At 72.9% G+C, this 13,739-nt stretch carries 11 protein-coding genes and 1 pseudogene; 8 read left to right on the top strand and 4 right to left on the bottom strand.

Annotation, left to right across the window (positions count from 1 at the left end; translation table 11 throughout):
• From rpmE to LG395_RS40620, 3 genes are all read left to right on the top strand, one after another.
• Positions 1-136, top strand: a 136-nt coding sequence (gene rpmE, locus LG395_RS40630) for a 50S ribosomal protein L31 (protein ID WP_225814047.1), incomplete at its 5' end; no start/stop codon positions are given.
• A 37-nt stretch (positions 137-173) separates the two neighbouring features.
• The gene (gene ykgO, locus LG395_RS40625) at positions 174-296 is read left to right on the top strand and encodes a type B 50S ribosomal protein L36 (RefSeq protein WP_014669332.1); all 123 of its coding nucleotides are present in this window, start codon (positions 174-176) and stop codon (positions 294-296) included.
• Between the two features lie 46 nt (positions 297-342).
• Complete coding sequence (locus LG395_RS40620) at positions 343-576, top strand: phosphodiester glycosidase family protein (protein ID WP_225814575.1); 234 nt, start codon at positions 343-345, stop codon at positions 574-576.
• A 31-nt stretch (positions 577-607) separates the two neighbouring features.
• Here LG395_RS40620 and LG395_RS40615 read toward each other — a convergent pair whose 3' ends face one another.
• Positions 608-1,543, bottom strand: coding sequence for a LysR family transcriptional regulator (locus LG395_RS40615; protein ID WP_225814574.1), 936 nt, complete (start codon positions 1,541-1,543; stop codon positions 608-610).
• Positions 1,544-1,677: 134 nt separating this feature from the next.
• Here LG395_RS40615 and LG395_RS40610 point away from each other — a divergent pair, with 134 nt between their 5' ends.
• Positions 1,678-2,946 carry an MFS transporter gene (locus tag LG395_RS40610; protein WP_225814573.1) on the top strand — a complete coding sequence of 423 codons (1,269 nt, stop codon included), beginning with the start codon at positions 1,678-1,680 and terminating at the stop codon, positions 2,944-2,946.
• A gap of 433 nt (positions 2,947-3,379) precedes the next feature.
• Here the strand turns inward: LG395_RS40610 and LG395_RS40605 are convergent, their stop codons facing one another.
• Together LG395_RS40605 and LG395_RS40600 are read right to left on the bottom strand one after the other, a co-directional pair.
• Positions 3,380-7,660, bottom strand: a complete 4,281-nt coding sequence (locus LG395_RS40605) for an nSTAND1 domain-containing NTPase (protein WP_225814571.1) — start codon at positions 7,658-7,660, stop codon at positions 3,380-3,382.
• Between the two features lie 14 nt (positions 7,661-7,674).
• On the bottom strand, positions 7,675-8,016 hold the full coding sequence (locus LG395_RS40600; protein ID WP_225814569.1) for a CU044_2847 family protein: 342 nt from the start codon (positions 8,014-8,016) through the stop codon (positions 7,675-7,677).
• Positions 8,017-8,252: 236 nt separating this feature from the next.
• Between LG395_RS40600 and LG395_RS40595 the strand changes: the two genes are divergently transcribed.
• Positions 8,253-8,666 carry a YciI family protein gene (locus LG395_RS40595; RefSeq protein ID WP_225814567.1) on the top strand — a complete coding sequence of 138 codons (414 nt, stop codon included), beginning with the start codon at positions 8,253-8,255 and terminating at the stop codon, positions 8,664-8,666.
• On the top strand, positions 8,666-9,811 hold the full coding sequence (locus LG395_RS40590; protein WP_225814565.1) for an RNA polymerase sigma factor: 1,146 nt from the start codon (positions 8,666-8,668) through the stop codon (positions 9,809-9,811). Before LG395_RS40595 ends, LG395_RS40590 begins: the two co-directional genes overlap by 1 nt.
• Before the next feature lie 1,165 nt (positions 9,812-10,976).
• On the opposite strand, the pseudogene LG395_RS40585 reads toward LG395_RS40590, so the two are convergent.
• Positions 10,977-11,239 (bottom strand): annotated as a pseudogene (locus LG395_RS40585) (IS5/IS1182 family transposase); the annotation flags it as partial.
• A 502-nt stretch (positions 11,240-11,741) separates the two neighbouring features.
• Between LG395_RS40585 and LG395_RS40580 the strand changes: the two are divergent.
• Both LG395_RS40580 and LG395_RS40575 read left to right on the top strand, forming a co-directional pair.
• On the top strand, positions 11,742-12,575 hold the full coding sequence (locus LG395_RS40580; protein WP_225814563.1) for an MmyB family transcriptional regulator: 834 nt from the start codon (positions 11,742-11,744) through the stop codon (positions 12,573-12,575).
• A gap of 117 nt (positions 12,576-12,692) precedes the next feature.
• Entirely contained in the window at positions 12,693-13,739 is a 1,047-nt protein-coding gene (locus LG395_RS40575) for a beta-ketoacyl-[acyl-carrier-protein] synthase family protein (protein ID WP_225814560.1), read from the top strand.

The following is a 13,739-nucleotide window of genomic DNA, read 5'->3' as shown; positions in this document are numbered from 1 at the left end:
GTACCCGGTCGTCGACGTGGAGATCTCGTCGGCGAGCCACCCGTTCTACACCGGCACCTCGCGCGTCGTGGACACCGCGGGCCGGGTGGAACGCTTCCAGCGGCGCTACGGCCGCACCACCGCCGACCGCCACTGACGGCACAACCCGTTCGACCTCCCGGGAGGAGACCGCGATGAAGGTACGCAATTCCCTGCGCTCGTTGAAGGCCAAGCCGGGCGCGCAGGTGGTGCGCCGGCGGGGCGTGACCTTCGTGATCAACAAGAAGGACCCCCGCTTCAAGGCCCGCCAGGGCTGACGCCCGCAACGCCCCCAGGGCGACACGGCCCGGCACCGCACCCGCGGTGCCGGGCCGTTCCCGTCCCCCGGACGGGCGGCTGACGAACGGCAGCGAGGGGTTCACCCTCCACGAGGCCGCTGCCTTCATGAAGTCGCTCGGCGCCGTGCGGGCGGTGAACCTCGACGGCGGCGGCTCCACCGCGATGGCCGTGGGCGGCACGCTGGTCAGCACCCCGTCCGACGCCACCGGCGAACGCCCGGTCCAGGACACCGTCCGTGTCCTGCCGGCGGCCCGCTGACCGAGGGCACGGCCCCGCCGCAGCGGGCGGGTCAGCGGGGGAGCACCCAGTCCGGCGTCCAGGTCCCGGTGGCGTCGTGGCCGGCCGTCGTGGTGGCGAGGTGGTCGCGGAGGGTGGCCAGTGCCGGGTGGGGGTTGTCGCGGTGCCACAGGAGCGAGTGCGGGTAGACAGGCGTCGGGTCGGTCACCGGTATGCGGCGCAGGCCGAGGCCCGCGGGCCAGACGAGGCTGGTGTGCTCGCCCATGAAGGTGGCCAGGGCCGGGGTGTCCGCGACCGTGTCGAGCAGCGCGTCGGAACCGAAGTTGGGGCCGGTCGCCTCGATGGTGAGGCCGAACTCGGCGACCAGGTCGTCGTAGTAGGCGGCCCACTCGGTACCGGGGACGACGCCCGGCATCCAGATCCGGTGCCCGGCGAGCCGGGCGAGGGGCACCGACCGGGCACCCGCCAGCGCGTGGCCGGGGCCGGTGAGGAGCTGGAGCGGCTCGTCGAGCACCCGGACGGACGCGATGTCCTCGGGGAGGGGCCGGCCGGGCGCGGCGACGGCGCGGAAGGAGGCGTCGATCGTGCCGGAGCGGAGGGCGGCGACGGCCTTCTCGATGTCGAAGAGCATCACCACGTCGAGGTCGATCTCCGGGTGGGCGCGGTGGAACCCGCGCATGAGGCCCGTCGCCGCGCCGCGCGAGGCGATCACGTCGACGCGCAGCGGACGGCGGCCGGTGCGTACGGACGCCACCGCGCGCTCGGCGACGCGCAGCAGTTCGCGCGCGTGGGGCAGGAACGCCTGCCCGTCGATGCTGAGCTCGGCACCACGCGGGGTCCGGGTGAACAGCCGTACCCCGAGGGTGCGCTCCAGCGCGGCGATGCGCTTGGAGACGGCCTGCTGGGTGACCGCCAGCTCGGCGGCGGCCTCCTGGAACTGCCCCGCGTCGGCGGCGGCCACGAAGGTCCGGACGGTGTCGAGGTCCATACCGCCACCCTAGGGCCACAACCGATGGTTGTGGCTGACGGCTCCGTGGTTGTTTGCCCCCTGCTCACCGCGCTCGCTTTGATGCTTCCGGTCGCGGATCGGTTGTGCGGATGAGGGCGAGGGGACGTCGGGCAATGAGGAGCGGACACCGGCTGGACCATCCGCCCGGACGCCGGCTGGGGCCGCGGTTCGGCTGGCTCTGGGGAGCGTACGGGACCAGTGCGCTCGGCACCTGGCTCGCCTTCGGGGCGTTCCCGCTGATCGCCGTCCGCGTGCTGCACGCCGGACCGGCCGAGGTCGCCGCGCTCTCCTCCGCGGGTGCCGCGGTGGGCGCGGCCGTGGCGGTGCCGCTCGGCCCGTGGGTGGAGTTCCGCCGCAAGCGGCCCGTGCTGATCGCGATGGACCTGGTGCGGTGCGCGGCACTGCTGACGATCCCCGTCGCCTTCGCGCTCGGCGGGCTCACCTTCCTCCAGCTCATGCTGGTCTCGGTCGTCGTCGGGGCGGCCGACATCACCTTCCGCGCCGCCTCCGGCGCGTACCTGAAGACGCTGCTGCCGGCCGCGGACCTGCTCGTCGCCAATGCGCGGTTCGAGTCCACGGCCTGGACCACCACGATCATCGGACCGCCGCTGGGCGGCGCGGCGACCGGGCTCCTCGGTCCGGTGGCGACGGTGGTGGCCGACGCGGTCAGCTACCTGCTCTCGGCCCTGGGCCTGCGCGCGATGGGCGGGCAGGAGCCGCCGCCCGAGCGCCGGCCGGCCGCACGCCTGCGGGCCGGGGACCTGCTCGACGGCTGGCGGTACATCCTCGCCGACACGACGCTGCGGCCGCTGTTCTTCAACACCGCCCTCTTCAACGGGCTGGTGATGGCCGCCGAGCCGCCGCTGGCCGTCCTGATGCTCGGCCGGCTCGGGTTCGCGCCGTGGCAGTACGGCCTCGCCTTCGCCGCGCCCTCGATCGGCGGGCTGCTCGGCTCACGGCTGGCCCGCCCGCTCGCCGCCCGGTTCGGACAGCACCGCGTCCTGGTCGTGTCCGGGACGCTGCGCGCGCCGTGGCTCGCCGGCCTCGCCCTCACCGGGCCGGGCACCGGGGGACTGCTGCTGGTGGCGGGCGTCGAACTCGGCCTCATCTTCTGCTGCGCGGTGTTCAACCCGGTGTCCGCCACCTACCGCCTGGAGCGCACCACGACCGACCGGGCCGCCCGCACGCTGACCGCGTGGACGGTGACGACCAAGGCGTCGACCGCGCTGCTGACGGCCGTCTGGGGCGTCCTGGGCAGCCTGCTCGGCCCGCGTACGGCCATCGGCCTGGCCGGTGCGCTGCTGCTGGCGACCCCGCTGCTGCTTCCCCGCCGCGCGGCGACGCCCCATCCCGCCCCGGAACCGGCACCGGTCCGTCCCTGACGGACCGGTACGGCGGCCTCAGGACGGGACCGCGCTGCCGCGAGACGCGGCCACGGCGGCCCGCCGCCGGGGGTGTCGCCTCGCGACGCGGCCGCACCGCCCGGTGCCGGGGCCGTGCGGCCCTCGGGCACCCGGGGCCCGGACGACCCGCGCACGGAGTGCTTGCGCCCCCGCCGGAGCGGCTCGTGGCCGTCAGTGCTCCTCGGCGCGGCAGCCCCGCGGGGGCGCGGAGCCCGCGGCGGCTGTCCGCAGGCGGCAGAAGCAGGACGCCTCGACGGGTACGTCCGCCGGCCGCCGCGGCGATCTTCAGCTGCTGGACCACGATCCGTGCCTCCCCCTCCTCGGGTATCGCCCAGGGGACCGCGTTTCGTCGCACAGGCGGCGGGGCGGGCCGCTCGCGCCGCGTACGGCTGGTCGCTTCCGGCGAGTCACGTCAGCATGTCCTCCGGTACGGGATGTCGGGGATGTGTGTTCTCCATTCGGATGCGGTCAGGGGGCCCGACTCGTCGCAGAGGTCCCGCACCAGCCGCGCGGGCGCGATGGTGTGGGTGACTGTCCTCCCGTACCGGTCCACGCTGGTCAGCGCGGAGCCGTCGGGGGTGAACGCGAGCGCGACGATCTCGTCGAGGGACGCCGTGAGCGGGACGCCGAGCTGGGTCCCCGTGCGGCTGTCCCAGACCTTGGTCTCGTAGCCGGTGCCGGATTCGTGCACGGTGGCGAACAGCCGGCCGTCGGGTGAGACGGCGGTGGCCCTTTCCGGCGCGGACAGAGGAGAAGCCACGGGCCCGGTGCGCAGGTCGTCTCCGTCGGGCAGGAGCGTCGACGCGTTCCAGGAGCGGATGTAGGGCCTGAAGGCCCGGGGGTAGGTGTAGAGCGTCCTGCCGTCGTCGCTGATCGCGTCCACCTCCATGCTCGGGGTGCCCCTGGTGACGATCCGGCCGGACGGGAAGGCGACTCTGCCGAGGTTCGGGGCGGCGATCACGCTCTTGCCGTCGGGCTGGAAGACGACGGCGGCTCCGTCGTCCGGGTAGCCCAGGCCCGCGCGCACGTCGCGGACGCGGCGCATGCCGGCCAGGTTCCAGAAGGTGAGCGCATTGGTCCCGTCCTGTGTGGCGACCTGGACCGCGAGCGACGTGTCGTCCGGTGAGAACGCGAACTCTATGAACGCTCCGCTGAGCCGGTCCTTCCCGACGACCGGCACCCTGCCGAGCAGAGTCGCCTTCCTCTTGCCCGCCTTGTCGGCGATGTCCCAGACCTCGAGCCTGGTATAGGTGTGGACGGCGAGCAGACGCCCGTCGTGGCTCAGCTGGATCTTGTCCACGGCCGCACCCCACTCGCTCGCGCCCGATGTGACGGTGAGGCGCTTGGTCCCCGACAGCCGGGACCGGATCTCGATGTCGCCGTCGTGGACGAGCGCGAGGGTGCGTCGGTCGCCGCTCACGACGCCCTCCCCGTAGAACTCACCCGTCCTCTCGGGGACCTTGGTGAACGGGGTGATGTCGAGGGAGCGGACGGCGCCGTCGGTGCCGACGCACCGGAGTTCGGAGTCGTCGGCTGTGAACTGGGGGCCGGGATCGCTGTAGCACTCGCTGTCCGTCGTCGAGTAGCGCATGACGGGGTCCGAACGCAGGGAAGACGCCGTGTCCCACAGGTTGCCGCCCTGCGCGATGTACCGGCCGTCGCGGCTGAAACTGACGGGGTAGACCGAGGGGTCGTCGCCTCCGGTGAGTTCGGCGCTGAAGTACCCGCCCGCGAGGTCGAAGACCCGGATCCTTCCGCCCTTGGCCGAGAAGGCCGCGTGTTTCCCGTCCGGGCTGAAGACGATCGGGCTCGGCACATCGTCGGAACCCAGTTCGAGGTCGGGAACCGGGATCTTCTTCCGGGTCCGGGTGTCGAGCCAGGTGAACGGCTGTCCCCTGCCGTGGGCGACCGGCAGCGAGAGCACCCGTTCGTCCGGTGAGAAGGAGGTGCTCCAGACGGGGAAGTCGCTTCCGGTGGTCGTGATGACCTTCTTCGCCGTACGAGTGTCCCAGACCGTCATCGTGGGCTTGCCCGCGGTGATCCCCTCGATCAGCAGATAGGTGCCGTGCGGACTGACCGCGACCCTCGGCTGGTGGACGTCCCTGGCGCTGGGGTAGACGTGACTGTCGCGGGGACGGGCACGGGAGACGTCGATCAGGCGGGTGTTCCCGTCCCCGGTGCTCACGGCGGCCGTCTCGCCGTCGGCCGACAGCGTCGCGTAGAGGACCTTGGCCGGGGCGCTGTAGGACCCGATCCGTCTGCGGGTGTCGACGTTCCAGAACCCCACGCGGTCGCCGCCGGCGGCCACGAGGGTTCGTCCGGCCCTGTCGAGGTTCGCGGTCGTCACCACGAAGCCGGGCAGTCTGAGGACGTCCTCCTCCCGCTGGTTGCGCAGCGCGAGGAGCGCGGACCACGACTCGGGCGTGTCGGCGAGGCGCGCCGAAGCCACCGCCAGCCGTCGCGCGAGCCGGGGATCGCTGTGGCGGACCGACTGGGCGATTCCGGCCACCTGGGCGGAGGCGGCACGGTCACGCTGGCCGATGACGGTCTGCCGCTGGGCCCACGCCACGCCGGTGGCGATCAGGGCGAGTACCAGCACCGCGGCGAGGGCGGCGTTGACGCGCCGGGTGCGCCGCATGGCCGACTGCTGGTGCTGCCGGCTCGCTTCCAGCAGCGAGACGATCTCGTCCGGGAGCGAGCGCTGCCCCGCCCATTCCTCCCCCTCGGCCAGCAGGGAGCCGTCCAGCAGGTCACCCGGCAGACCGCTTCGCGCGTGGCGCTTGTGCTGCTCGGTGGCGCGCCGCAGCCAGACCTGGAACTGGTGGTCCCGCGCGACCCAGTCACGCAGGTCGGCCCAGTCGCGGACGAGGGCGTCGTGGATGAGCTCCGCCGCCGGTTCCCCGCGGGGCGCGCCGGGACGTGTGCTGATGTCGGTGGTGATGATGCGGTGGCGGGTCAGGGCCGCCAGCACGTCGTCGAAGTCCGCGCCGGCGGCCGGGTCTGCGGCCGGGTCCGCGGCCAGGGCGCGCAGGCGGCCGAGGGGGACGGGCTGACGGGTGGCGGGGATGCCGTTGTCCTCGTCGGCGGGCCGGACGAGTGCGGTGAGGATCCGCCGTGCGACGGGGCGCTGCGCCGCGGGCAGTTGGCCGAGGGCGTGGTTGCACCCGTCCGTCAGGCTGCCGGTGACCCTGCCGATCCGTTCGTAGGCCGCGTGGGTGAGCTTGCCGTCCTCGCGACGGCGGCGCGTCCACAGGTGGCGCAGGGCCAGCTCCAGCGGCGGGAGCAGGGTCACCGGCGCCTGCCGGGCTTCCGGGTCGGCGGCCAGGACGTCTTCGACGATCCGGTCCGCGAGGTCGGTCTCCAAGGGCAGGCCCACGGCCGCGGCGGGTCGCGTGATGATCGCGAGGAGGTCGCCGCGGCTCAGTGTCGCCGGGACGTTGCACAGCCCGGGGAGGACGGCGTTCATCAAGTCGGGGGCGAGGGCGGCGAGGGGGGCGTAGAAGTCGTTGCGCATGACCACCAGCACGGTGACGGGCACGTGCGAGCCGGCCAGTTCGAGGAGCTGGTCGACGGCTCGCAGACGCCCGTCGTCAGCACGCTGCCGCACGGGGGGAGCCGGCTGGGTCAGGAGTTCCTCGAACTGGTCGACGACCAGCAGGAGGCGGTCGTGGCCGGGCTCGTCGGCACGTCGGGCCTCGGCCGCGGCCACCAGGCCGTCGGTGGCCGCGCCGGGCAGGCCCGCGCCCTCCAGCTCGGTGAGAAGGTCCCGGCCGGGCCGGGCGCTCAAGGGCAGCCAGCGGTCGCTGCCCGGTATCGCTCCCCGGGCCAGAGCGGGGAGGACACCCGCGTGGACGAGCGAGGTCTTCCCCGCTCCGGAGGGGCCCAGCAGCATGACCATCCGCCGGTTTCCCCGCAGCGCCGCGAGCACCCGTTCCACCGCGGTCCCGCGGCCGTGGAACCAGTCGGCGTGCCGGGTCGTGAACGGTTTCAGCCCCAGATACGGGCACGCCTGGTGCTCCGTCAGCCGGGGCTGGACCTGCCGCAGCACCTCGGCCGGGGTGGCGTAGGCGACTTGCACCCCCTTCCCGTGGATGTCGGGGGAGACGATGGAGCTGACCATGCCGATCACCAGGCCGGTCATCTCGTCCACGACCGGAGCGCCGCTGAACCCGGTGGTCAGGTCGTTGGCCTTCGTCAGCTGGAGCTGCCGTCCCGCACCGCCGTCCCCCGGCAGCAGTCCGCCGACTTCGCCGTATCCGAAGTGGCCGCCCCGCAGGGCCTGGGCGGGGAAACCGAACGAGAAGAAGCCGTGCCCCCGGCACCCCGCGCTCGCACCCACGGCCAGGGGCCGGGCCCCCGCGGGAACCGGGCCGGGACGGAGAAGCGCCACGTCCTCCGCTTCGGGTGCCCGCCACTGCTCGGACACCACGTCGGCCATCAGCCGCGGCGCCCCCGGCTGATGCGGGAACCGCACCTCCACCCGGCCGCCCGGGGACTGCCCGGCGGCGCGCACGACGTGCGCACAGGTGAAGCCGGTGTCCTCCCCGGCCAGGAAACCCGCCCCGGCGACGCGGCCGTCCGGTGCGAGGACCTGGAAGACCGAGGCGGGCACCGAAGGCTCACCCGCCCCGGCGAGATGCCTCTCGTCGTCGGGGAGACCGCCGCCCTCATCCGGTTCACCGTCCCCCGCCATGGCCCCCGAGTTCCTCACCGGCCGTCTTGGCCGGGCTCGCCGCTCTCCCACACCAGGCGGACCTTGAGATGCACGGCGGCCTCGCCGAGGCTGATGACCGCTCCGGCCTTCGCCGACAGGTTCACCCCGAACTCCACCTCCACCTCCCGCGGGCCCGCCTGCCGTAGCTGGTCCAGTACCGCCCGCGCCGTCTCCCGTACCGGAACCAGCGACTCCTGCAACGTGCGGGGCAGTTCCCGCACCGCGTCACCGACCCGGCCCGCCTTCACCGGCCCGTCCGGCTCCGGTGCGCCGGGCACCTCTTCCAGCAGAATCGCCCCGCCGCCTTCCAGCGGCACCCGTACGAGACTCGGCACCGGCCAACCTCCTCGCAGTCCAGAACCGCATCCCGGCTACTCAACCGAAAGGCAGCCCCCATCGACCCCTGCTTCCACAGTCCACCGGAGAACCACCACATACGGAGCGCACGGCTCCGTACGCGGGACGCCTCCGCGGAAAAAAATCCGGCGGCGATGTCGAGAACCCGTCATCGGCTCCGTCCCAGGGGTGAACGCGGCCACAATGGGCCGCACCAGCACCGAGGAGAACCACGATGGCCAAGTACCTGCTGCTCAAGCACTACCGCGGCGCCCCGGCGGCGGTCAACGACGTGCCCATGGACCAGTGGACGCCCCAGGAGGTCTCGGCACACATCCAGTTCATGCGGGACTTCGCGGCCCGTCTGGAGGGGACCGGCGAGTTCGTCGACGGCCAGGCGCTCGCCCCCGAGGGCACGTGGGTCCGGTACGACGGTGAGGGGCGCCCGCCGGTCACCGACGGCCCCTTCGCCGAGACCAAGGACCTCATCGCCGGCTGGATGGTCATCGACGTCGACAGCCACGAGCGCGCCGTCGAGCTGGCCGGGGAGCTGTCGGCCGCCCCCGGTGCGGGCGGGAAGCCGATCCACGAGTGGCTCGAGGTGCGCCCGTTCCTGACCGCGACGCCCGACACCACCGAGTGCCACTGATGGACGAGGCTCTGCTGAGGAGCCTCACGCCGGGCGTGCTCGCCCTCCTCGTCCGCCGCGGAGCAGACTTCGCGGCGGCCGAGGACGCCGTCCAGGAGGCGTTGCTCGAGGCGGTCCGCGTCTGGCCGGCCGACCCGCCGCGGGACTCGAAGGGCTGGCTGGTCACCGTGGCCTGGCGCAAGTTCCTCGACCAGACCCGGGCGGACACCGCGCGCCGCCGGCGCGAGGACCGCGCCGAGGAGGAACCGGCGCCGGGGCCGACGCCGACGGTGGACGACACGCTCCAGCTCTACTTCCTGTGCGCCCACCCGTCGCTGACGCCGTCGTCCGCGGTCGCGCTCACGCTGCGCGCCGTCGGCGGGCTCACCACCCGGCAGATCGCCCGGGCCTACCTGGTGCCCGAGGCGACGATGGCGCAGCGGATCAGCCGGGCCAAGCGCACCGTCTCCGGAGTGCGGTTCGACCGGCCCGGCGACGTCGCCACCGTGCTGCGCGTCCTCTACCTGGTCTTCAACGAGGGCTACTCCGGCGACGTCGACCTGGCCGCCGAGGCCATCCGGCTCACCCGGCAGCTCGCGGCACGCATCGACCATCCCGAGGTGGCGGGGCTGCTCGCCCTGATGCTGCTCCACCACGCCCGGCGCGCGAGCCGGACCGCGCCCGACGGCGGCCTGGTCCCGCTCGCCGAGCAGGACCGCGCCCGATGGGACACGCGCCTGATCGCAGAGGGCGTCGCGGTCCTCCAGGCGGCTCTCGCCCGTGACCGGCTGGGCGAGTTCCAGGCCCAGGCCGCCATCGCCGCCCTCCACGCCGACGCCCCCACCACCGAGGAGACCGACTGGGTGCAGATCGTGGAGTGGTACGACGAACTACTGCGCCTGACCGGCAACCCGGTCGTCCGGCTCAACCGTGCCGTGGCCGTCGGCGAGGCCGACGGCCCCCGCGCCGGCCTGGCGGCACTCGCGGAGCTGGACGACTCACTGCCCCGCCACACCGCCGTGGCGGCCCACCTGCACGAACGCGAGGGCGACCTCACGACGGCGGCGCGGCTGTACGCCGAGGCGGCCCGCCGCGCCGCCAACCTCGCCGAACGCGACCACCTCACACGCCAGGCCGCCCGCCTCAACACCCGCCTGCGCCACTGAGGGACCGCGCCCCAGCCTTGCGGTGCAACTCACAGGTCCCGTCGGGACCCCGCCGGCCCCGACGACCGGGACAGCGCCTCGACAGCGAGCGGGCGCGGCGGCGTGGTCCGCGGCATGAACAGCGACCTCGGACGCGGACGGCGCCTTCCGGCACCGGCTGCGCGGAGGGGGAACAGCCGGCCGTACGGCTGGTGCCGCGACCGTACTCGGGGATCGGCCGCGGCCCAGCCACCCGGGACGCACCCGGGCAGGACCCGAATTCCCCGCGCCGACGTGTCCATTCGGAGCCGAACGGGTGGACCGGCGGGCAGGCGGGCCACGCCCCGACGCATGTTCACTGACACCGGCCTCACGTGGACATCGGCATGACGTCGCCTCGATACGAGACCCTTGGGAGACGTTGACGGATGGGACGGACCATATGCTGATTGGACGGACCATATGCTGATTTCCCAGTTTGAATGAGCCAGCGAAATTTCATCGGACGTGCAGTACGCGATGGCCTGCACTACGTCAGGGCATGGGGCCCTCGCGTTTTCCTTGGCGAGGTCGACGTCCCATATGCGTATCTGCCGGTCGGCTCCGCCGGTGACTACCCGGCCGTCCGGCGTCGTAGCAACAGCCGTCACCCTCGGAGCCACCACTGACCGCTCGGCTGTCTGGCAGCGCGGCCAACGCGGTCAGGCGGGGACCGCCGAGCGGCGCTCCGAAGCTGCCCGGGGTGTTGCCGAGTCGGACGCCGGATGGAGTCAGGCGCTGCGGGATCCCAGACGAGAACCTGCCCTCTGGCGCCACCGCTTGCCACCCTGCCGTCGGGTAGAGCCGCCAGCGCTGACGCTCCGCCATCGTGGTGACCGAGCGGAACTGACGTGGACCCGGGTGCCGCAGGGTCCCACATCGCGGTCAGGACGTCGTCGGCGGCATGATGGAAGAGCTCGGCATCGGCTTCGTCGCTTACTCCCCACTCGCCCGCGGTTTCCTCAGCGGCGCGGTGAAGCGCAAGGGCGCCACCCTCCCCAGCTCGCCCTGGCGTGGCTGCCGGCGCAGAAGGACTACATCGTCCCGGACCCCGGCTCGCGCAACGCCGACCGGATCGCTGCCAGAACACCGCCGCGGCCGACCCGCAAGGGGGCGGGCACTCCGGCTTCACCGCCGCGGGCCGGCACCTGAGCCGGAGACGGAGCGCGGCGGCTGTGACGGTGCCGTGGAAAACGCAGTCGCGCTTGTCGAAGCGGCTTCGCCACAGCCGCCGGCGCAGACGAAGGCGGTTGCGGAGCGGGCTGTACGCCTTGTCCCCGCCGTGATGGCCGGGGCTCGTACGTGGACGTCCGCCCCCGGCGCGCTTGACCCTATGCGCTCCAGCGGCGGGATCGGTTGCGGGCTGTCGCCCCATTGTCCCGGCGTGACCAGCAAGGCCAGTGAGGGACGGTGACACTTGCACACGGTCGTCGAGCCACCGAACCTCTCCGGCAGGTCCCGCCACGGGACCCCGGTGTGGATCCGGGCAGGGCACGCCCAGGAGAACCGCCGGACACGGCCTAGCCTGACGGCCGGTGCCGAGGCCCCTGGGGTGGGGCGAGGGGGCACCGGCCGTGGCCTGGCAGCCGGGCGCCGTACCGTGAGTGCCGCGTCTCGGGCGCCGCACGTGTCCCGCCGACGGGAAACGGCACCCGAAAACCGGTCGCCCTCCCGGTCCGTCCCGGCCCCCCGCTCACGGATACCGGCCGGCGATGCGAGCGACGCCGGGCAGCACCCGCGAGGGTGTCACCACGCGGTCACTGATCACCGCATCCGCAGGCCAGCGACCCCGCGCCACCGAGCATGCAGCACGCAACCAGTCGATATCTACGGCGAATCTTTTACATCAATACCCCGTGACAGTAATTAAACTGAGCCGCAGTCGACGTCAGCCCCGGGGGACAAGCCGCCAGTGAACCGCCAAGCATTGAAAAAGCTCCTCAAAGACCGCCGCGCGCTCATATCCCCCGAAACACACGGACTGACCCGTCCCACCGGCCGCGGGCGCCGCGCACCCGGTCTGTCCCAGGGTCAGGTCGACGAACTCCTCGGCTACTCCGAACGCACCTACCAGCGCCTGGAATCCGGCAACTACCACCACCCCCCGGTCGACCTCCTCCGCGACGTCGCGCGCCTGTACGGCATGAACGAGCAGGAGTGGATCAGTCTCTGCCGGTACGCCCGCGGCGAGGACCCGCCCGGCCCCCTCTACGACACCTCCGGCCACGCCCTGCCCGCCGCCTGGGCCGACGCCGTCGCCGGCATCACCCACCCCGCGTACGTCACCGACGCCTCCTGGAACCTCGTCACCTGCAACGACCGCTTCCACGCCCTGTTCGACAGCGGCCGGGCACCGGCCAACACCATGCGCTGGATGCTGCTGGACGGGCGTGACCAACTCCTCGACTGGGCCACGGCGTGGGCGCCGCTGGTGATGCCCCAGTTGCAGGCCGCGCTCGCCCAGCGCGCCGACGACAAGGTCCTCCGGCAGATCGAGGCGGACGTCCTCGCCGACCCCCTGGCCCAGCCCCTGTACGAGAAGGGCGGGGCCTCCATCCACCCCGACGGCGACGAGCGTCCGATCCGTCACGCGGTCGAGGGGCCGGGGTGGGTGACGATGTGTGTGGCGCAGCCGCTCGCGGCGCCCGGGTCCCGGTGCATGATCCTCGTATTCCGGCCGGGGCCGCGACGGGCCAGGAGCCGACCGCGTATGTTGAAAGCCCAGGAGAACGGCATGAACGCCTGAATTTGCCCGCCTTTGGTGCGCGGCCAGGCAGTATTTCGAGGACGGCCGAGGAAACAAACCAGCCAATTTTGCCGTACCTTGACTTAATCAGGTCGCAGCGCCTTCAGGGGGGAACCCATGCCTGCTCATATCGCCCGCCCCACGACCGTCCTCGCCGCACACAAAATCACCACAACCGAGATAGCGGACGACATTCGCGCCCACCACCCGCACCACCCCCGGCTCGGCGCGATCCTCCGCGTCCTCGGCAACTGCGGCGTCGAAACCCGCTATTTCACCCAGCCCCTGGACTCGCCCACCGTCAACGGCACCGCGGAGGTGGGTGACCGGGCCGCCCGCGCCTTCGCGGACGGCCTCGCCCTGGCCGAACAGGCCGCCCGCGCCACCCTCGACCGGTACGGGCTCCAGCCCGGCGACATCACCGGCCTCATCACCACCCACGCCACCGGCTGGGCCGTCCCGAACCTCGACATCCACCTGGTCGAGCGGCTCGGGCTGCGGCCCACCGTCCGCCGTACCGCCCTGACCACCACCGCCTGCGCAGGCGGCGCCCACGCGCTGGTGCGAGCCGTGGAACAGGCCCTCCTCCACCCCGGATCCCGTGTCCTCGTCGTCGCCGCCGAAGTGCTGTCCACCGCCTACAACCACGCCGACACCAAGATCGAGCACATGATCTACAAGGCGCTGTTCGGCGACAGCGGAGCCGCCACCGTCGTCTCCGGCGACCCCCTCGGCCCCGGCCTCGCCGTCGACGCCGACGGGCTGTTCGAGTACGTCCTCCCGGACAGCCTCACCATGTACGCGGGCCGCATCGACAGCACGGGTCTGCACTTCGACAGCACCAAACAGGCGGCCGGCGGCGCGAGACACGTCATGCCCGCCGTCACCGGCTGGCTCGCCGGACGCACCGTCGACGTGCCCGTCATCCACCCCGGTTCCAGGCCCATCATCCTCGACACGGCCGACGCCCTCGGCCTCACCGGGACCGACGCCCGCCACTCCCTCGACACCCTCGCCGAAGAGGGCAACCTGGGTGGCGTGTCGGTCCTCCGGGTCCTCGAACGCACCCACGGCGAGCCCCCGTCCGACGGCGACAGCGCGCTGGTGGTCGCCTACGGCCCGGGATTCTCCGTCTCCGCCCTGCGGGGCACCTGGCGGTACTAA

The sequence above is a fragment of the Streptomyces spinosus genome (assembly GCF_020400655.1).
Lineage (GTDB): Bacteria > Actinomycetota > Actinomycetes > Streptomycetales > Streptomycetaceae > Streptomyces > Streptomyces argyrophylli.
This window is presented reverse-complemented; position numbering and strand designations above follow the sequence as displayed.

Bases quoted from the DNA above. Each gene is read 5' to 3' on its own strand.
- ykgO (WP_014669332.1), top strand. From the start codon at position 174: ATGAAGGTACGCAATTCCCTGCGCTCGTTGAAGGCCAAGCCGGGCGCG.
- LG395_RS40615 (WP_225814574.1), bottom strand. From the start codon at position 1,543: ATGGACCTCGACACCGTCCGGACCTTCGTGGCCGCCGCCGACGCGGGG.
- LG395_RS40610 (WP_225814573.1), top strand. From the start codon at position 1,678: ATGAGGAGCGGACACCGGCTGGACCATCCGCCCGGACGCCGGCTGGGG.
- LG395_RS40605 (WP_225814571.1), bottom strand. From the start codon at position 7,660: ATGGCGGGGGACGGTGAACCGGATGAGGGCGGCGGTCTCCCCGACGAC.
- LG395_RS40595 (WP_225814567.1), top strand. From the start codon at position 8,253: ATGGCCAAGTACCTGCTGCTCAAGCACTACCGCGGCGCCCCGGCGGCG.
- LG395_RS40590 (WP_225814565.1), top strand. From the start codon at position 8,666: ATGGACGAGGCTCTGCTGAGGAGCCTCACGCCGGGCGTGCTCGCCCTC.
- LG395_RS40575 (WP_225814560.1), top strand. From the start codon at position 12,693: ATGCCTGCTCATATCGCCCGCCCCACGACCGTCCTCGCCGCACACAAA.